18 protein-coding genes are annotated in these 17,896 nt (G+C 42.9%); 5 read left to right on the forward strand and 13 right to left on the reverse strand.

Features of this window, described 5'->3' with window-relative positions:
- Window positions 1–2: 2 nt before the first annotated feature.
- Entirely contained in the window at window positions 3–749 is a 747-nt protein-coding gene (locus LAQ65_RS03660; RefSeq protein WP_224115580.1) for a GLPGLI family protein, read from the forward strand.
- A 27-nt stretch (window positions 750–776) separates the two neighbouring features.
- Here LAQ65_RS03660 and LAQ65_RS03665 read toward each other — a convergent pair whose 3' ends face one another.
- The 4 genes from LAQ65_RS03665 to LAQ65_RS03680 all read right to left on the reverse strand — a co-directional run bounded on the left by LAQ65_RS03665 (window position 777) and on the right by LAQ65_RS03680 (window position 6,886).
- Complete coding sequence (locus LAQ65_RS03665; protein ID WP_224115581.1) at window positions 777–2,621, reverse strand: glycoside hydrolase family 13 protein; 1,845 nt, start codon at window positions 2,619–2,621, stop codon at window positions 777–779.
- A 9-nt stretch (window positions 2,622–2,630) separates the two neighbouring features.
- Entirely contained in the window at window positions 2,631–4,037 is a 1,407-nt protein-coding gene (locus tag LAQ65_RS03670; RefSeq protein ID WP_224115582.1) for an MFS transporter, read from the reverse strand.
- Window positions 4,038–4,163: 126 nt separating this feature from the next.
- Complete coding sequence (locus tag LAQ65_RS03675) at window positions 4,164–5,441, reverse strand: glucose-1-phosphate adenylyltransferase (protein WP_224115583.1); 1,278 nt, start codon at window positions 5,439–5,441, stop codon at window positions 4,164–4,166.
- 26 nt (window positions 5,442–5,467) lie between these two features.
- On the reverse strand, window positions 5,468–6,886 hold the full coding sequence (locus LAQ65_RS03680) for a glycogen synthase (RefSeq protein WP_224115584.1): 1,419 nt from the start codon (window positions 6,884–6,886) through the stop codon (window positions 5,468–5,470).
- Between the two features lie 196 nt (window positions 6,887–7,082).
- Here LAQ65_RS03680 and LAQ65_RS03685 point away from each other — a divergent pair, with 196 nt between their 5' ends.
- Window positions 7,083–8,693, forward strand: a complete 1,611-nt coding sequence (locus LAQ65_RS03685; RefSeq protein WP_224115585.1) for an MFS transporter — start codon at window positions 7,083–7,085, stop codon at window positions 8,691–8,693.
- A gap of 19 nt (window positions 8,694–8,712) precedes the next feature.
- Entirely contained in the window at window positions 8,713–9,702 is a 990-nt protein-coding gene (locus LAQ65_RS03690) for an ROK family protein (RefSeq protein ID WP_224115586.1), read from the forward strand.
- A gap of 47 nt (window positions 9,703–9,749) precedes the next feature.
- Here the strand turns inward: LAQ65_RS03690 and lipA are convergent, their stop codons facing one another.
- Together lipA and LAQ65_RS03700 are read right to left on the reverse strand one after the other, a co-directional pair.
- The gene (lipA, locus tag LAQ65_RS03695) at window positions 9,750–10,676 is read right to left on the reverse strand and encodes a lipoyl synthase (protein ID WP_224115587.1); all 927 of its coding nucleotides are present in this window, start codon (window positions 10,674–10,676) and stop codon (window positions 9,750–9,752) included.
- A gap of 16 nt (window positions 10,677–10,692) precedes the next feature.
- Window positions 10,693–11,493, reverse strand: coding sequence for a hypothetical protein (locus tag LAQ65_RS03700; protein WP_224115588.1), 801 nt, complete (start codon window positions 11,491–11,493; stop codon window positions 10,693–10,695).
- 50 nt (window positions 11,494–11,543) lie between these two features.
- Here LAQ65_RS03700 and LAQ65_RS03705 point away from each other — a divergent pair, with 50 nt between their 5' ends.
- Window positions 11,544–11,948, forward strand: coding sequence for an OsmC family protein (locus LAQ65_RS03705; protein WP_224115589.1), 405 nt, complete (start codon window positions 11,544–11,546; stop codon window positions 11,946–11,948).
- Window positions 11,949–11,959: 11 nt separating this feature from the next.
- Here LAQ65_RS03705 and LAQ65_RS03710 read toward each other — a convergent pair whose 3' ends face one another.
- Genes LAQ65_RS03710 through LAQ65_RS03735 form a run of 6 tightly spaced genes read right to left on the reverse strand, consistent with a single transcriptional unit; the run spans window position 11,960 to window position 15,998 of the window.
- Window positions 11,960–13,246 (reverse strand): DUF2851 family protein, encoded by a 1,287-nt coding sequence (locus LAQ65_RS03710; RefSeq protein ID WP_224115590.1) that lies wholly within the window; start codon window positions 13,244–13,246, stop codon window positions 11,960–11,962.
- Between the two features lie 28 nt (window positions 13,247–13,274).
- Entirely contained in the window at window positions 13,275–13,838 is a 564-nt protein-coding gene (locus tag LAQ65_RS03715; protein ID WP_224115591.1) for a Maf family protein, read from the reverse strand.
- Entirely contained in the window at window positions 13,838–14,797 is a 960-nt protein-coding gene (locus LAQ65_RS03720; RefSeq protein ID WP_224115592.1) for a geranylgeranylglycerol-phosphate geranylgeranyltransferase, read from the reverse strand. The genes LAQ65_RS03715 and LAQ65_RS03720 overlap by 1 nt, the downstream gene beginning before the upstream one ends.
- A gap of 40 nt (window positions 14,798–14,837) precedes the next feature.
- Window positions 14,838–15,359, reverse strand: a complete 522-nt coding sequence (locus tag LAQ65_RS03725) for a KdsC family phosphatase (protein WP_224115593.1) — start codon at window positions 15,357–15,359, stop codon at window positions 14,838–14,840.
- Between the two features lie 26 nt (window positions 15,360–15,385).
- On the reverse strand, window positions 15,386–15,625 hold the full coding sequence (gene iscX, locus LAQ65_RS03730) for a Fe-S cluster assembly protein IscX (RefSeq protein WP_224115594.1): 240 nt from the start codon (window positions 15,623–15,625) through the stop codon (window positions 15,386–15,388).
- Between the two features lie 34 nt (window positions 15,626–15,659).
- Entirely contained in the window at window positions 15,660–15,998 is a 339-nt protein-coding gene (locus tag LAQ65_RS03735) for a 2Fe-2S iron-sulfur cluster-binding protein (protein WP_224115595.1), read from the reverse strand.
- Between the two features lie 129 nt (window positions 15,999–16,127).
- Here LAQ65_RS03735 and LAQ65_RS03740 point away from each other — a divergent pair, with 129 nt between their 5' ends.
- The gene (locus LAQ65_RS03740; RefSeq protein ID WP_224115596.1) at window positions 16,128–17,138 is read left to right on the forward strand and encodes an SRPBCC family protein; all 1,011 of its coding nucleotides are present in this window, start codon (window positions 16,128–16,130) and stop codon (window positions 17,136–17,138) included.
- On the opposite strand, the gene LAQ65_RS03745 is transcribed toward LAQ65_RS03740, so the two are convergent.
- Entirely contained in the window at window positions 17,135–17,893 is a 759-nt protein-coding gene (locus LAQ65_RS03745) for a Rossmann-like and DUF2520 domain-containing protein (RefSeq protein ID WP_224115597.1), read from the reverse strand. The genes LAQ65_RS03740 and LAQ65_RS03745 overlap by 4 nt on opposite strands.
- Window positions 17,894–17,896 lie beyond the last annotated feature (3 nt).

Here is a 17,896-nt window from a genome sequence, read left to right on the forward strand (position 1 = left end):
CTATGAAAAATATTCTGATACTTATTGCAGGTTTCTGCCTGGTTAGGCAAACCCAGGCACAGACTATTTTTATTAACAACGGTACAATTGAATATGAGCGGAAAATTAATGTTCACCGGCAGTTTGAATCAGAAAATAATGACGATAGCGAGTGGTTCAAGGATTTCCTGACCAAGCAGCCTAAGTTTCATACTTCCTATTTCCAGTTGTCCTTCAATAAAGACAAAGCAATATACCAGCCTGGCAAAGAAGCAGACGCTAAAATGGAGCCCTGGATGATTGGACCGGCTAAAGAAAATTCTGTGCTCACCGATTTCAACGGGCTTTTATTCACGAGCCGTAAAACTGTATTCGAACAAACATTTATTGTTGCTGACAGTACCAATCGCCTGCAATGGAAATTAAGTAGTGAAACCCGCACTATTGCCGGTTTTGAATGCCGGAAAGCAGTAACTGTAATTTGTGATTCCGTATATGTAGTCGCTTTTTACACAGAGGAAATCCCCGTTAGTGGTGGTCCAGAATCTTTTGGCGGATTACCGGGCATGATACTTGGATTAGCTGTACCGCGTTTATATTCAACCTGGTACGCAACAAAAGTTGAACTCAACCAGCCTCCGGCTTCAGTTTTTGCCATCAACGGTAAAGGAAAAAAAATCACAAGCCATGAACTTGCGCCAATGCTCACAAGTACGTTTAAGGATTGGGATAAACGCGGACAAAAATTCATCTGGTGGTCTATGTTATAACTATATTTCACCCCGCCAGGGGTAGTTTTAGCGAAGGTTCAGGACCAGCATATTCATGGGACTTAGATGGAGGCTTTTTCCAAGCTGAAAATTTTTACCGGTCGGGATATCGCTGGCAGTTTTAAATTTGTTTAACCGTTCCCTGAATCGGGAAAGGTCAATGTCTTTTTCAGTATTATTGGTATTCATGATACACATAACAGTTTGCAACTGGTCGTAGCGGAAATAAACATAAACACCTTCTTCGGGGGCAAATTGCATCATTTTGCCTGTTTTGATGGCCGTAGAGGTTTTCCTGAATTGGGCTAAATTGCGAATGTGGTTAAAAATGGCATTTTCTTTTTGGGTGCGTCCTCCGGCTGTGAATTTATTTACCGTATCTCCTACCCAGCCTCCTTTGAAATCCAGCCTCACCCGGCCATCAGGATTTGTAAAACCGGTCATTAGGTTTTCATCCCCGTAATACAATTGCGGCACACCACGAAATGTAAGTAACCAGGAAAGGGCTACCTTATATTTTGCTGTGTCTTCGTTTAATACTGAATAGAATCGCGGCAGGTCATGGTTACTAAGAAAAATCACTTCACGCATTGGGTTCTTATACAGGAAATCCTGTGCAGTAGTGGTATACAGTTTGTTTACACCGTCGGTCCACCCAAATGGTTTTGCCAAAGATTCCTGGATGCCATAAAACAATAGCTGGAAGTCTGTGGTAGCCGGCAAATTACTGTTAAATGACAGTTTCATTGTGTTCTCACAGAAAAAACTTTGGTTGGGCACACCATGCACCCAGGTTTCACCAAACAGGGAAATCCGGGGGTATTCCTCTAATAATGCCTTATTGCAGCGATTCATGAAAGCCAGGTCATTATAAATATAGGTATCTATCCGCCAGCCGTCGACCCTAAAGGTTTCCACGCTCCAGATGGCATTCTGGATCAGGAAATTGGCTACAAAGGGATTATTTTGGTTCAGGTCCGGCATCATAGGCGTAAACCAGCCATCAACCATTTTTTGCTTGTCTGTTTTTGCAGCATACGGATCAAAAAGAGCCTGGTCTTTATAATTGGTACCTGTATAAGTCGGCCATTCGTGCAGCCAGTCTTTCATTGGCTTGTCCTGCACAAAAAAATGGTATAAACCACAATGGTTATAGACTGCGTCCTGTATCAGTTTCATGCCTCTTTTGTGCAGGGCATTACCAAGCGCTATATAATCTTCGTTTGTACCTAACCGGGGATCAACTTTATAATGATCGGTAATCGCATAGCCATGCTCCGTCCTGTCCGGCATGTCGTTTTCCAGCACAGGGGTCATCCAAACTGTAGTTGCACCAAGATCCTGCAGGTAATCAAGATGGTTAATAATCCCTTTAATATCTCCCCCATGGCGGTTGAATATGGAATCCCGGTTCAAAGACTGGTCCTTTAAACCTGGTATACGGTCATTGGATGGATCCCCATTGCTGAACCGGTCGGGCATCAGCAGGTATATCAGGTCTGAAGAAGTAACCCCCTGGGCGTAGGTTCTGCCCTTGCCTTCCTGTCTTACTTTCAGTAAATAATCTGATTTTACAAGTTTTGTGCCTTGTTTAAACTGTATGGCCAGCTTTCCGGGTTTTGTATTTGCCGAAATCAGCAAATCGAGGAATATGTAATTTGGATTTTCTGCTTTAGTTATTTTTTGCAGGGTAATGCCTTGGTATTTTGCAATACTGACCGTGCTTTTGCCAACATCCTTACCATGCACCATGATCTGCAACTTAGGATTCTTCATTCCGACCCACCAGTTTGTGGGATAAAATGAAAGTTCCTGGGCAAATGTTTGGGAAAGCAAAAATATAGCGCATAAAACTGAACAGATCTGTTTCATCCCTTTTTATTATCGGGTTACATTGATAAGTTTTTCCTGTTTGATTTTAACCCAGCCTTCATCATATACAAACAGGACACTTACTGCGGCGCATAACATGAAAAATCCTGCTAAGACAATGGCATAAACTGGTTCTCCATTGTAAATATGTTTAACAATCCAGCCTCCAAATACACCGTTAACTATTTGTGGAAGGGTTATAAAAAAGTTGAAAATCCCCATATAAATCCCCAGTTTACCCGGAGGAATAGAACTTGATAAAATAACATAGGGCATTGCAAGAATGCTTGCCCAGGCAAGGCCAACACCAACCATTGAAAATTTCAGCATGGAAGGGTCTTTAATAAAAAAAATGGAGATCAGTCCGATTCCGCCTGCTATTAAGGAGAAAGCATGCGTTAATTTCCTGCCGAAAGTCCGGGCTATAACTGGCAGGAATAATGCATAAACCATTGCGATGAAATTATAGACACCAAAGGCGGAGCTCACTTTGTTTCCTGCTTCGTTATATTCTATTGATTTGGAATAATCCCCGCTTAAACCATAAACGTGTGTTGCAACTGCATCTGTTGTAAATACCCACATACTAAAAAGTGCAAACCAGCTGAAAAATTGTACCAGCCCCAACTGCCTCATTGTTCTTGGCATGTTTTTGAAATCCTTAAGTATCTCGGTAAGGCCGGCTTTTTCCTGGCTCCTGTCCTGTTTGCCATGATATAGTTCATATTCAGCTGGTGTATATTCATTTGAAAAGAAAATAGTTACCAAAATCGCTGATATGAAAACAGCTGCACCTATATAAAATGAATATTTGATATTATCAGCCACACCATTTGGACCGGCTTCCATACTAAATCCAATTTGCGACAGCAATTCGGGGAGTATTGAACCTGCTACAGCCCCTAAGCCGATTAGAAATGTCTGGATACTGAATCCTAATGTACGCTGGCTATCGGAAAGATTATCTGCGACCAAAGCCCTGAAAGGTTCCATCGCGATATTAAATGAGGCATCCATTACCATTACCATTCCTGCCCCTATCCATAGTACAGGTATTATACCAGCCAAAGTTCCGGAGTTTGGCAGGAATATAAGAGCAAGCGAGGAAAGTAAGGCCCCGGTTAAAAAATATGGTTTCCTTCTTCCCATACGATTCCAGGTGCGGTCACTATAATGGCCAATGATCGGTTGGACAATCATGCCGACCAGAGGTGCTACAAGCCAGAACATTGGCAGGTTTTCAACATCAGCCCCGAATGAACGCAGGATCCTGCTTGTATTTCCATTTTGCAGTGCAAAACCAAACTGGATTCCCAGGAATCCGAAACTCATTGTAAAAATCTGGGCAATAGTGAGTTTTGGCTTTGGGATTAAACCAGTCTTGTTGGAAGCGCCTGGAGACGGTGTTGCGGCCATAACAATCGTTGTTAAATGTGTATGAAAGACACAGTATCTAAATTAAGGTAAAAAAAGTGAAAGGTGAAAGGGAAAAAATCTTTCACCTTTCACCTTTCACCTTTCACTAACTGAAATTACTGTTGTTTAAATAACAAACCCATTCGGTATGATAGCCCCTTTTTTTACAACCACAATTCCATCTTTTACAGTATAAAGGGCATGGTCGCAGTTTTCAAGGTGTGGCCCGCCATTAATCCGTACATCATCACCTATGCGAACATTCTTATCCACTATGGCATTCTTAATATAGCAGCGGTCGCCAATTCCCAGTACCGGATGTCCTTGTGCCTTTGAAGAATTGATTTCAGATATGGTTTCAAAATAATCATTTCCCATCAGGTAACAGCTTACCACTGTGGTTCCGTGGCCAATCCTTGAACGTATTCCAACTACTGTATTTTCAACCCGTGAAGCGTTTATAATAGAACCTTCCGCGATTACCGTTCTTTCCAGGGTAGAACCGCTGATTTTAGCAGGCGGAAGCATACGGGCCCTGGTATAAATGGCATTATTGTTATCGAACAGGTTAAAATCAGGAATATCTTCGGTCAAGCCAAGATTCGCTTCGAAAAAGGAATAGATATTTCCAATATCAGTCCAGTATCCGTCATATTGGTAACTGCAAACTTTGTATTTATCAATAGATTCCGGGATGATTTCCTTACCGAAATCAGTGGCATCCTTTTTTTCATTCTCCAGGAGGTCAAAAAGGAGTTTCCGGTTAAAAATATAAATACCCATTGAAGCCAGGTAATTCCTGCCATGCGCTTTCATTTCGGCTCCTGTATCACTAACCCAGTCTGGCAACAATTCCTTTTTGGGCTTTTCGATGAAAGAGGAAATAAAGCCATCTGAAGTTTTCAGAATACCAAATTCAGGTGCTTCACGGTCTGCTACAGGTATTGTAGCGATGGAAATATCAGCACCGTTCTTTTTATGGTTATCCAGCATGGCACTAAAATCCATCTGGTACAACTGGTCCCCGGAAAGGATCAGTACATATTCACTGTCGAATGGGCCAATGTGGCGCAGGCTCTGGCGAACAGCATCGGCTGTACCCTGGAACCAGGTAGGATTGTCGGGTGTTTGTTCAGCGGCGAGGATATCTACAAAAGCCGAACTGAACGCACTAAAATGGTATGTGTTCTTGATATGCCTGTTCAGGGATGCAGAGTTAAACTGCGTAAGCACAAACATCCTGCTTATGTTCGAATTGATACAGTTCGAAATGGGAATATCCACCAACCGGTATTTACCTGCAATAGGGACTGCTGGTTTGCTTCTGCTCGCAGTAAGGGGGTACAAACGGGTGCCTGCGCCACCTCCAAGAATTACGGCAAGAATCTCTTTACTTATTGACATATATGTATGTTGGATTTATTGGTTTATTAAGGTAATAAAGATTTGTACACATCTATGTATTGTTGGGCACTATTATCCCAACTAAAATCTTTTTGCATCAGTTGCTTCCTGATGGCATTGAAATAGACTTTGTCTTCGTATAATTCAGTACCCCTGAATACAGCATTGGTGATATCCCCAACGCTGGCCTGGTTAAAGCAAATGCCATATCCGCCGGGTTCGCCAATATCCTTAACCGTATCCCGCAGGCCACCTGTTCTGCGTACAACAGGAACAGTGCCATAACGCATCGCATACATCTGGTTAAGCCCGCAGGGCTCCACACGGCTGGGCATTAGCAAAAAATCTGCCCCGGCATACATTTTATGGCTTAATTTTTCATTGTAACCGATCCTGGCATTGTAATTCCCGGCCCAATATTCGCGCATATTATCCAACTCTCCTTCAATGTAAGGCTCCCCACTTCCAAGCACAAGGAAATTCATGCGTTGATTCATATAATATAATGAATCCCCTATTGCCTTCGGAAGTAGTTCGGCGGCTTTCTCACCGACAAGCCTGCCGATAAAAACAAAAAGCGGCTTTTCCTGGTTTAACCCAAATTCGGTACAAAGCGACTCTTTATTGGCCCTTTTGCCTTCAGGCAACGTGTTTATTGAAAAATGTTCGTCGAGATAGCTATCCGTTTCAGGATCCCACACTTTGGTATCAATTCCGTTTAATATACCTGCACATTTCCCTCTTTCATATTCAAAAAGGGCTTCCAGTCCATTGCTTTCTTCCCGCATTTCATGAAGGTAACTCCAACTTACAGTGGTTACCTTCCATGCACTCCTGATGCCTGCTGCGAGTGGATTGATCATATTATTCCAGTCTAATACGCCCCATCTCCAGCCATCCCAATGCGGTATGTAATCGGACTTGCTCCAATCCAGCCAGCCCTGGTATTGTGCATTATGGATGGTCAGTACTGTCGGGATCTCCGCCAAATTCTGGTAAGGATAGCAATATTTGATCATGAAAGGAATCAGCGCAGTATGGTGGTCATGGACATGAATGATATCCGGATGATGCTTCCAGGAAGCCACCCAGTCTACAACTGCAATTTGAAAAGAAATAAACCGTTCCGGGTCATCTTCATAGGAATAAATCCTTTCCCGATCGAGCAAGCCGTTAATATCAACCAGGTATAAATCAAAGCCAAGCGAATTCCTGGCTTCTTTGATAATGGTATAGTCGAACCATGTATTTCCCAGGTAAGCACTGCCTTTGTGGACTACCTCCCATTTGTTGTCATACAGGAATTTGGTCCTGTACATGGGCATAACCACTTTGGCTATATGCCCCGCCGCATTGAGGTATTTGGGCAGGGCACCAACTACATCCCCTAACCCGCCGGCTTTTGCGACCGGGTAGCATTCCGCTGAAACATGAAGAATTTCCATAGTTATAATTGCAATTCAATATAGCAAGAAAAAGCCGAGACAAGTATTACCCGTTAAAAAATTTCAGACAAATAAAATTCCTTCCTATTTTCACCAACTCGGGAAAGTTCATCAATGGTCGGGGAAGGCTGGTCAGCAATAGCAGCGCCTTTAATTTATCTGAGGTTTTCCGGGTAACTAAAACTTAAGATTGCTTATGTCGCAAACTAAACAACCTACCAACACAGGTGCGCTAACTACACTTGTTATGGTGTTCTTTTTCTGGGGATTTATTGCTGCCTCGAACAGCATTTTCATTCCATTTTGTAAAACACATTTTGGCCTGAACCAGTTTCAGAGCCAATTGATTGGTTCAGCTTTCTATGGGGCTTATTTTATTGGATCCCTGGCACTTTTCCTGGTATCTAACCTTCTGGGATATGATATTCTTAATAAAATCGGTTATAAGAAAGGAATCATTTATGGCTTATGGATATCTGTGGTTGGTGCCTTACTTATAATTCCTTCGGCTAATGCAAACTCTTTCTGGGCCATTCTATTTTCCTTTTTTGTAGTGGCGCTTGGGTTTTCCCTGCAACAAACAGCCGCCCAGCCTTTTGCCATTTCCCTGGGTGACCCTTCTACAGGATCCCACCGGTTGAACCTGGCTGGTGGTATCAATTCACTCGGCACCACACTAGGTCCCATTATCGTGAGCCTTTTCCTTTTTGGATCCGTTGGTGGTGAACATAAGGAAGTAACGGTTACCAATGTCAATAACCTTTATATCATCGTAGCAGCAGTTTTTGCTGCCGTTGCCTTGTTCTTCACTTTTTCCAAACTGCCGGAAGGTAAAAACACTGAAAAATTTGAACAGGCTAATAAAGCAGCGATTTCATTGGGCACAATGACAGGAATCATTGCTGCTATCATACTGATTGGACAAATTACTGATCTCAGTAAACTGCCGCTGCTGATAATGACACTGGTAGCTGTCGTTGGCGTTCTTTTCTGGTCAAATAATTCAGCTACCCGTAACAGCGAAGGTTGGGGAGCGATGCGCTACCAGCAATTGATTTTCGGTATGATTGGGATTTTTGTATACGTTGGTGCAGAAGTGACTATCGATAATAATTTTGGGGCCCTGCTGAAATCCCCCGGGTACCTTACTGATGCCGGGTTAGATGAAAGCAAGATCTCACAGTATATTTCGCTTTATTGGGGTAGCCTGATGATAGGCCGCTGGACTGGCGCTATTGGCGTGTTCAACCTATCAAAAATGGGTAAACGGATCGCAACTATTCTGGTTCCTTTTGTTGCTTTTGCTATTATTTTACTGGTGAACCGGGCATATGGTAACGATGTAAGTGATTTGTATGGATATGCTATTGTTGTGGTGATTGGAATTCTGGCATTTTTCTACGGACAGGAAAAGCCGGTTAAAACACTGCTGACTGTTTCTGTATTAGCAACCGTAGCAATGTTGACTGGTGTTTTTACCCATGGAATTGTATCTGTTTATGCCTTCATGGCGGGTGGCCTTTGCTGTTCTGTAATGTGGCCAAGTATATTCTCGCTCAGTGTAGCCGGACTCGGGAAATACACCAGCCAGGGATCTGCTTTTCTGATTATGATGATTTTGGGTGGAGCAATTATTCCACCACTTCAGGGAACCCTGGGAGATATGAAAGAAACTATCGGTTTCCATAATTCGTACCTTCTCGCGGCAGCATGTTTTGCTTTCCTGGCTTACCTTGCGCTGAAGCTGAGGAGTGTATTGAAACACCAGGGATTAGACTTTGACAGCCAGGTTGGCGGGGGACATTAAAATTTTATTTAGAAATATCATGACCAAAACATCGCTCGAATATGCAATTGGTGTCGACATCGGGGGCACCAATACAAAATGCGGAATTGTTAACCGCCGTGGAGAAGTGTTACAATATGAACAGCTTTCCACCCCTGAATACGAAACTCCCCAGGCATTTGTAGATGCCCTTTGTGTGCGCCTGAACCTTATGCTGGATAAGGTTGGTGGCTCTGAATATATTAAAGGGATTGGCATCGGCGCACCAAACGGTAATTATTATACGGGCACCATTGAATATGCACCAAACCTCAGATGGGAAGGTGTCGTTCCGCTGGCTGATATGGTTTCTGAAAAGATGGGATTGCCTACTGCCCTTACCAACGACGCGAATGCAGCTGCTGTTGGTGAAATGCAATACGGTGCTGCAAAAGGAATGCGTGATTTCATTACCATTACGCTTGGTACCGGTGTAGGAAGTGGTATTGTTGCCAATGGACAATTGATTTACGGACACGATGGATTTGCAGGGGAATTGGGTCATACTATTATTCGTCCGGGCGGAAGGCCACACTGGTCAACGAAACTTGTAGGCTCGCTGGAAGCCTATGCTTCAGCGACCGGGGTTGTAATTACTGCAAAAGAAATGCTTGCCAAGAACCCGGAAAAAGAAAGTCTCTTAAGAAAATACAACCTTGAAGAATTAACCAGCAAACATGTTTTTGATTGCGCTATGCTGGGAGATGAAATTTCCCGTGAGGTATACCGGTTTACCGGGCAGATTCTCGGTGAATCACTGGCTAATTTTGTAATGTTCTCTTCGCCGGAAGCAATTATTTTATTTGGTGGATTGATCAAAGCAGGCAAACTTATTTTTGATCCCACTATTGAACATATGGAGAAAAATTTATTGCCTATTTTCCAGAATAAAGTGAAAGTGATAAAAAGCGATTTGCATGAAGCAGATGCAGCTATCCTGGGCGCCAGCGCATTAGTTTGGGAAATGAAGCAGAGTCACGCTTCATTGTAGTTATTGGTAAATAGTGAATGGTGAATGGAATATCCAATTGCCATTCACTATTCACTTTTTTCATTTTGCCATTTATTCTTCCCGTAACCGGCAATTACATGTTTTTCTGAATGATAGGAAGACCTTACCAGGGGGCCGCTTTCTACATAATCCAGTCCCAGGTTATAACCGATTTCCCGGTATTCAGCAAATTCATCTGGATGCACAAATCGGTCAACCGGCAGGTGTTTACGGGTTGGTTGCAGGTACTGACCAATTGTCACTACATCTACCCCATTATCGCGCAGGTCTGTTAACGTTCTGATTACTTCTTCCCGGGTTTCACCTAATCCAAGCATGATGCCGCTTTTTACACGCATTTTGCCTTCTTTTAGTGTACGAAGCACTTCCATGCTTCTCCAGTATTTCGCCTGTATCCTCACTTTTTTGGTAAGCCGTTCAACAGTTTCAATATTGTGGGAAACCACCTCAGGTGCACCTTCGATGATGCGTTGTATCTGGTCTTTAAATCCCCTGAAATCAGGTATCAGGGTTTCCAGCGTTGTATCCGGGTTAAGCTGCTTTACGGCCTTTATTGTATTGTACCAGATGACAGATCCGCCATCTTTTAATTCATCTCGGTCTACAGAAGTGATGACAGCATGCTTAACTTTCATGAGGTAAATGGCTTCGGCCACGCGCTGGGGCTCATCCCAATCAACTGGTTCCGGCCTGCCGGTTGCTACTGCACAAAATCCGCAACTCCGGGTACAAACATTGCCCAGTATCATAAAAGTGGCCGTGCCGGCACCCCAGCATTCGCCCATATTTGGACAATTACCGCTTTCACAAATGGTGTGCAGTTTATTGGTATCTACCAGTTCCCTTACATGTTTGTAATTTTCGCCGGTTGGCAATTTAACCCTAAGCCAATTTGGCTTCTTCACTTTGGTCGTTGCTTCCTGGAGCTTGGATACTACGGGTAATTCCTGCATAATTGGCAAAATTACATTACTTCCGCTTACCAAAGAGCAAGCTTACATAAGCATTGAAAAAGAGGTGATTCTCTTTATTATCTACCATCTGCAGAACACTTTTACCATAGTATTCTAGGTTAACGCCGGCTTCAATGGCTGAAACCGCCTCATTGAAACGTCCGTAATCAAACCGCATGGCGGTTTTCAGGTGTGCACCCGGATTTAATTTTAATTCCCCCCAGCCTACTGTGAAACCTGAGGCCCCCAGGTAAGCATATTGGTTGAAATCTTGTATATCCGTAAACTTTTTACGATCCCTGATTTCAGTATTTACATCTACCACATCAACATAATATGGCTTTTCAAGTCCAATTGCCAACCCTCCTGCCCAAAGCGCAGATACAGAAACCCCATTCTTATTGGATTTTCCGCCTATTAGGTATTGCTGGCCATAGCCTACTTTAAACTGGTAAAAATTAATGGCTTTCCCAAAAACATATTGATTAATATTTCCGAACAAGTCAACACTGCCAGCATCCTTATTTTCTTTGGGATGTTTTTTCTCATTGAATTCAAACTGAAGCAGCCTGGTTTTTTTGGGAGTTAAAAACTTTCCTTTTTCATATGAAAATCCCCAGCCATCTGTATTTAACTTAAATCCAAATACCGAATGCGTATTAAATATCAATTGTCCCTCTTCCTCTATTTTAATCATGGCATTGATCCGTTCCTTCTTCACCGTTTTCTTGTCCTTGGTTTGAGGAGTGGGTGTAGATTGGGCCCAGGTCATCGTTGCACAAATAAATCCGATCGATAATAACAGTATTTTTTTCACGGTCATGATTTTAGATACCAGCTGACGTAAATTTAGGCAAAAATAATAGCATGACAGCATCTGTAGTTTATGAAGGACAACTTCACTGTAAGGCAACCCATATCCAAAGTGGTACCACTATTGAAACTGATGCACCTACTGATAACCGGGGCAAGGGAGAAAGCTTCTCACCAACGGATATGGTTTGTGTAGCGCTTGGAACCTGTGCCATTACTACAATGGGTATTAAAGCCATGGACATGGATATTCAGCTTGATGGCGCTACCCTCGACATTCAGAAACACATGGTCAGCGACCCAAGGAGAATTGGGAAAATTGATGTTGTAATCCGCTTCCCCAAAACGTTAAACCTAAGTGAAAAAGACCGGACCATCCTTGAAAGGATTGGTAACAATTGCCCGGTCGTTAAAAGCCTTTCTCCGGAAGTTGCGGTTAACCTGGTTTACGAATGGTAATGTATATGCCATCACCTGTTCAGCAAGTGATGGCATAGCTGGCAGTCAAGGCATTTTTTGTAATTGCAGTAATAGTTTTTCAGTTCACAAAGTGCCTGGCTTCCGGCTGCATTTTTGGATATAATTCCTTCCCTGTTCCAGTTGCTTATTATGCTGTTTTTTTCTGCAGGCAGCTCTTCAAGCCAGCTGATTGCTCTTTGCCGGAAATGGGGTTGCTGGTGACGATAGCCTATTGCATATACCAATGGTACTATGGCATTGATAATAAGGTGATGGATTGTTTCTTTGCCCAGGTGCTTGGGCTGGAATGGCGTGGCTTCTTCCAGCGTATAATGGTAGTGCCAGAAATCATTGGCGGTAATATTAAGCATTGTTTCCAACCCTTTCCAATCATTGCTTTCAAAAATATGCGTTTGTATTTCTTTCCATCGGTGCAAAAGCATGGCTAACTGGGCCAGACGGACAGCCGGAAATCCAGCAGGTCTCATGCGCAATAGTTGTGCTTGCCCATGAACTTCCGAAAGCTGGTATTTGGAGGATAAAAAACGGTGTTCCCTTTGTAATAACTGTACGTATGGGTCACAGTTAGATTCTTTTAAAAAGTTGGCTTGTCCCAGTAATAAAGCTTCCATCTGTATCACCTGGCTCCTGTGCCTCATCAGGGTGTTTATGGGTAAAGACCTTGCAACCTGTTCAAAAAAAACTGCATTGACCGGACCGCCGAATTGCCGGGCAATCCACCACCAGCTGCACTCTTCCCAATTATTCCTGGCTTCGGTATAGCGATCCAATACCATTTCCGACTTGCGGGTCAGGCGCCGGGTTAGTAATTCTTTTTTCCAGCCTTTCCAAACAGTTTCAGGAACTTTATGCAATAGTTCTTTACAGGCGATCCCTGAGTTCTGCTGCATCAGGGTTTGGTAGCGGCTAAGCATTATGGAAGGCACCCTGTTTTGCAAAACCAGTGTAGGGATTGAGTCAGACAGCATCTTATCGTCATTTTCCCAAACTACATGCAGTATTACATTGTTATAATTTTTATCTGAATGATGCTTATGCTGGTACCATTGTGAACTTTTTATGTGTATTTCAACATGTCCTGCCCATTTAGTACCGTTTAGCAAAATACGGGCATCCAGGAAATCAGGCCCTTGCCGGGTATTGAAAAGGCCGGCATCCTGAATTACAATTTCTTCACCGGTTTCCGTAAATAAAGATGAGGTATTGAAATATTTCTCCTGCCAGATAAATTGTAATAGCCTTTCCTGCATTTTTTCCTGCAAAATAGCTTTTGACACATCCCTTCACAAGCGTTATAACACCCTTTTATTGCCAGTTTGCCAAAGCCTGGACAACCCGGCTTACGGGTAATCCCATTACATTGTAAAAATCACCTTCTATTGATTTGATGCCGGTAACACCGATCCACTCCTGGATTGCATAAGCGCCGGCTTTATCAAATGGCTGGTATTTGTCTACATAGAAAATAATTTGAGCCTGTGTTAACGGATGAAAATAGACTGTAGTAATATCTGAAAATGCAATTTCCTGTTCACCTTTGCGTAATACTACCCCGGTTATAACACGGTGGGCTTCGCCCGACAATTCCTGAAGTATATCAATGGCATGCTGGCGATCCGTTGGCTTGCCTATAATTTTCTGGCCTAAAACAACAATTGTATCAGCAGCGAGAATCAGGTGATTATGGCTTAATTCAGCCTGCACCACTAATGCTTTCTGCCGGGCAATGTGTATGGGGATTTCCGGAATGGGAAGATTTTCAGGATACGATTCGTCAGTTGGCCGGACAATTATATCAAATTCCACTTCAGCCCATTCGAGTAATTGCTTTCGGCGTGGCGATTGGGAAGCCAGGACAATTCTTTCCATTATAAATACCATTTAAAGAAAACCATTGATAAAATACCTGCAAGCATCACCCATTTAATTTGGCTGCTAAGGTGGTGATAGTCTTTGGTGATGCCAGCTTTCCGGAGGTTTATAAGTATTTTACCCAAAGGCAGTAAAACCGCTATGAAACAATAAACAGCTCCGACCCACCACCCTTTCAGCAATCCGTATAACTGAAAAATTATAAGGGCAGAACCAAGAACGATTAACCATACAGATACAAACATTTTAGTGGCCGGTACTCCCCAGACGATGGGCATTGTCCGGCAACCATACCGGGCATCTCCTTCACGATCTTCAATATCTTTTACCACTTCCCTGATCAGTGAAATGATAAATGCAAAACTGCTGTATATGATGGCGTACTTGAATACCGAATTGATCTGGCTCCTGTAAAGAGGCTCATTAAAACGTGAAATACTTAATTCAGAAAAATAGATAACCAGTATTACCCAGGCTGTTAATAGTGAAATCAGGATGTTTCCTGCCAGCAATTGCTTTTTTAAGGATGTGGAATAAAGCCATAACAATAGTACACAACCGAAATTTGCAAATCCAATGATCGGGTTTTTTAATTTCCATGAAAGGTAAAAAGCAATGCCGGCGCCGATTGAGGATAAAACCAGGTGCCAGACTATGGCCCATCTTCTTCTTATAATCCGCTGTATAACGATTGCCCCTGGCTTATTTACCTGGTCAATATTTAAATCAAAGTAATCATTTATAATATAGCCTGCTGCTGCAATTAAACCGGATGATATAACCAGCAAAATGAAGTATTGTGGATCTAGCTTTAAAGGAGTGTCCCATTGCAGGGCGGTTTCCCCGACAGATGCTGTTGGCATCAGGATACAGGTGTAGAATAACACCTGTGTAACGATGATGAACAATAAATTAGGCCACCTGATCAAACGAAAAAATGCAGCAATAAGTTTCAAGCTGGTTGAATTGATTGGCTAAAATATACAAAATGAATGCTTATTTACTGGAAACAGTTGTGTCAATATCCCAATCGCCCCTTAGTTTCATCACTTTTTCAATAATTTCACGAACGCAACCCTGTCCACCGCGGATCCGGCTTATATAATGTGCAATGTGTTTGATTTCCACCGCAGCATCTGCAGGAGCGCAACATAACCCGGCCTGTTTCATGACCGCGTAATCCGGAATATCATCTCCCATATACAACACTTCAGTTCTGGGTATTTTATTTTGTTGACAATACTGTTCCAGCACTTCGGTTTTATTCTCCACTTTTAAGTAAACATCCTGTATGCCCAGTTTAAAAAGACGTTGTTTTACCGCTTCTGAAGTACCTCCCGATATAACCAATACCCGGTAACCTTTTTTAATGGCCAGCTGAAGGGCATATCCATCTTTTATATTCATACGCCTAACCATCTGGCCATCGTCATATATCCATAGGGTTCCGTCGGTCAAAACGCCGTCAACATCAAATACAAATGTGCTTATTTCTTTAAACCGCGGTAATAAAGACATGCAGCTGGTTTTGTTTTTCCCTACCCCTATTTTTGGTTATCGCGCCATTCGTAAACCCAGGAACTCTGGATCATTTCAAGGTGTCCTTCATTGCAATCTTCCCTTTTGCCGACAAAATTTGGCAACTGGAGCACCCACTCTATAAGTTCTGTAAAACGTACCCGGTATATTTTTCCTTCATTGAATTCATCCCCGAATTTCTCATAGAGTTTAAGGGCAATATCTTCATAATCTTTCCAGTGTATTGGTGGTTCGTAATGCGCCATATATGCTTTGTGTTTCTAAAAATGTGGAATCAAATTATTCACCCAGGAATTGGGTCTGGTCTGGAAGGGTTACTGCAATTTCCCCGGATTCTCCGGTATGCAATACGCATTGGCATCCCAGCCTTGAATTCAGCCTTGGATTGACCGCCCTGTCGATGAAATCTTCTTCTTTATCCGTAATCTCATCGATAAATTCTTCACCTTTTTCAAGGTAAAGATGGCAGGTGCTGCATGCGCAAACACCGCCGCAATTATGGTGCAATTCAATGCCATTATCTAAGGCAACTTCCAGTATACTCTGGTCTGCCGCAACATTATTCAAGGTAATTGGCTCCAGTCCCTTCTGTTCAAACTTGAAAGTGATCGAATACATCTATTATTCCTTTTAAACCTGCAAAAATAGCCCAAACCTTGTACATATTGGTTTCAATTATACTCTTCGGGTAAAAAAGCCTGATGTATTAGCAAATTTGTTACTTTAACAGTGCCTAATATATTCAATATGAAATTGCTTTTTAAAATCCTTATATGGATTGCCGGAATAATAGGGATATTCCTTTTGATTGGCGCGTTCCTGCCAGGATCAGCCAATGTTTCCCGGTCAATTACCATCAAAGCGCCGGCAACTTCCGTCTATGGCATTTTGAATGACCTGAAAACCTATAATGCCTGGATGCCCTGGAACCAAAAAGATTCGGCAATGAAAGTGGAATGGGGACCCCAAACCTCCGGTACAGGTGCCTGGTATTCCTGGCAAAGTTCAAAGGTTGGTACAGGCAAGATTACTATTGTTGAATCAGTTCCAGATAAACTGGTGACCACCAGCCTTGCTTTCGGTGGGTTTGACCAACCGTCTGTTGCAGGTTGGGACCTTGTTGAATCGGGCGGGAATACTACCGTAACCTGGAAAATGACTGCCGAACTATCGCACAATCCCGTGAATCGTTGGTTTGGTTTATTCTTTGGAAAATTAATTGGCCCTGATTTCGAAAACGGACTCTCCCAGCTTAAGGAGAAAATCGAAAACGGTAGCCTGAAAGTCCAGGAACCCAAAGTGAGTTTTGAAAAAATGATGCGGCCTGCGATGCAGGTCCTTACTATTATGGATACCGCAAAAATTACCGGGGAAATAGGGCCAAAGCTGCAAAAGGCTTATGGCGAAATGGGACAACTTATGAAAAATGAAAAATTGTCTATGAGTGGTGCGCCGTTTGCCTGGTATTATACCGCGAATGAACCCTTTATTCTGGAAGCGGCTGTCCCAGTAGATAAAGCGCCTGCTAATACAAGCGGCAGGGTCCATTTCAGGAAATTACCTGCCGGGAATGCTGTTGTGGCCCATTTTTTCGGTCCTTACGATAAAGTCTCTATTGCGTATACCCGTTTGGGTGAGTGGGTGAAGGCCAATAATTTAAAGGCCAGTAATCCACCTTATGAAGTGTATGTGGATGACCCTACTACAAAAAAATCTATGTACGAGGTTCAAACAGATATTGTGCAGCCAGTCAATTAAGCCATTCGCTGGATTTCTTCACTCAGCATACTATAGAGTTGTAACCAGTTTGGATGGTTTACAAGCAGTGCCTTATGCTTTTCCAGGGTATTTTGGTCTTTCCTGATTGCAGGTCCGGTTTGCCATTCCCAGGGGTCGTGAATGCTTATCCGCCCTGCTGTTTCTGCTATTAACGGTTTGAGTAACCGGAAGTCCAGTTCTTTTTCCAGGCAAATTTTAAAGGCTATGCTGTACAGCAGGTTTGGAAAATTATTTACCCACACCGCTGCAAGGTGCATTTGCAGTCTTTGTTCATCATTGCTTACCTGAAATGGAGAATGAATAGAACGGACCAGTGTCTTTAGCTTCTTCAGGCCCCCTTCAGTATTCGCATCAATTAAAAATGGGACCTGACCGGTTGAAGGTGCTTGTCCCCGCAGGCTTTGCAAGGGATACAAGACACCATATTGACCTGAAACAGGTTGCAAAACTTCTGCAGGCACGGCACCGGCAGTATGAACAATTAACTGGTCCTTCAACCGGATATGCTGTGAAATTCCTGTGATTGCTGAATCTGAAATGGCTACGACATACAGATCTGCTTCAGGGATCAGTTCCTTCCAGGAACAGGTATATGTGCTTTCCAGCTTGCCTGATAATTCCCTTGCAGAGGCTTCAGTCCTGCCGAAAACCTGAACTATCCTGTGTCCTGCCCTGGTGAATTGTTCACCAAGAACAGTTGCCACATTGCCTGTGCCGATCAGAATAATATTCATGTT

The sequence above is a fragment of the Flavihumibacter profundi genome, from assembly GCF_020076305.1.
Classification (GTDB): domain Bacteria; phylum Bacteroidota; class Bacteroidia; order Chitinophagales; family Chitinophagaceae; genus Flavihumibacter; species Flavihumibacter profundi.

Bases quoted from the DNA above. Each gene is read 5' to 3' on its own strand.
- LAQ65_RS03745 (WP_224115597.1), bottom strand. From the start codon at position 17,893: ATGAATATTATTCTGATCGGCACAGGCAATGTGGCAACTGTTCTTGGT.
- lipA (WP_224115587.1), bottom strand. From the start codon at position 10,676: ATGCAGGAATTACCCGTAGTATCCAAGCTCCAGGAAGCAACGACCAAA.
- iscX (WP_224115594.1), bottom strand. From the start codon at position 15,625: ATGGCGCATTACGAACCACCAATACACTGGAAAGATTATGAAGATATT.
- LAQ65_RS03680 (WP_224115584.1), bottom strand. From the start codon at position 6,886: ATGGAAATTCTTCATGTTTCAGCGGAATGCTACCCGGTCGCAAAAGCC.
- LAQ65_RS03660 (WP_224115580.1), top strand. From the start codon at position 3: ATGAAAAATATTCTGATACTTATTGCAGGTTTCTGCCTGGTTAGGCAA.
- LAQ65_RS03705 (WP_224115589.1), top strand. From the start codon at position 11,544: ATGACAGCATCTGTAGTTTATGAAGGACAACTTCACTGTAAGGCAACC.
- LAQ65_RS03675 (WP_224115583.1), bottom strand. From the start codon at position 5,441: ATGTCAATAAGTAAAGAGATTCTTGCCGTAATTCTTGGAGGTGGCGCA.
- LAQ65_RS03670 (WP_224115582.1), bottom strand. From the start codon at position 4,037: ATGGCCGCAACACCGTCTCCAGGCGCTTCCAACAAGACTGGTTTAATC.
- LAQ65_RS03725 (WP_224115593.1), bottom strand. From the start codon at position 15,359: ATGTCTTTATTACCGCGGTTTAAAGAAATAAGCACATTTGTATTTGAT.
- LAQ65_RS03735 (WP_224115595.1), bottom strand. From the start codon at position 15,998: ATGTATTCGATCACTTTCAAGTTTGAACAGAAGGGACTGGAGCCAATT.
- LAQ65_RS03715 (WP_224115591.1), bottom strand. From the start codon at position 13,838: ATGGAAAGAATTGTCCTGGCTTCCCAATCGCCACGCCGAAAGCAATTA.
- LAQ65_RS03690 (WP_224115586.1), top strand. From the start codon at position 8,713: ATGACCAAAACATCGCTCGAATATGCAATTGGTGTCGACATCGGGGGC.
- LAQ65_RS03685 (WP_224115585.1), top strand. From the start codon at position 7,083: ATGTCGCAAACTAAACAACCTACCAACACAGGTGCGCTAACTACACTT.
- LAQ65_RS03740 (WP_224115596.1), top strand. From the start codon at position 16,128: ATGAAATTGCTTTTTAAAATCCTTATATGGATTGCCGGAATAATAGGG.
- LAQ65_RS03665 (WP_224115581.1), bottom strand. From the start codon at position 2,621: ATGAAACAGATCTGTTCAGTTTTATGCGCTATATTTTTGCTTTCCCAA.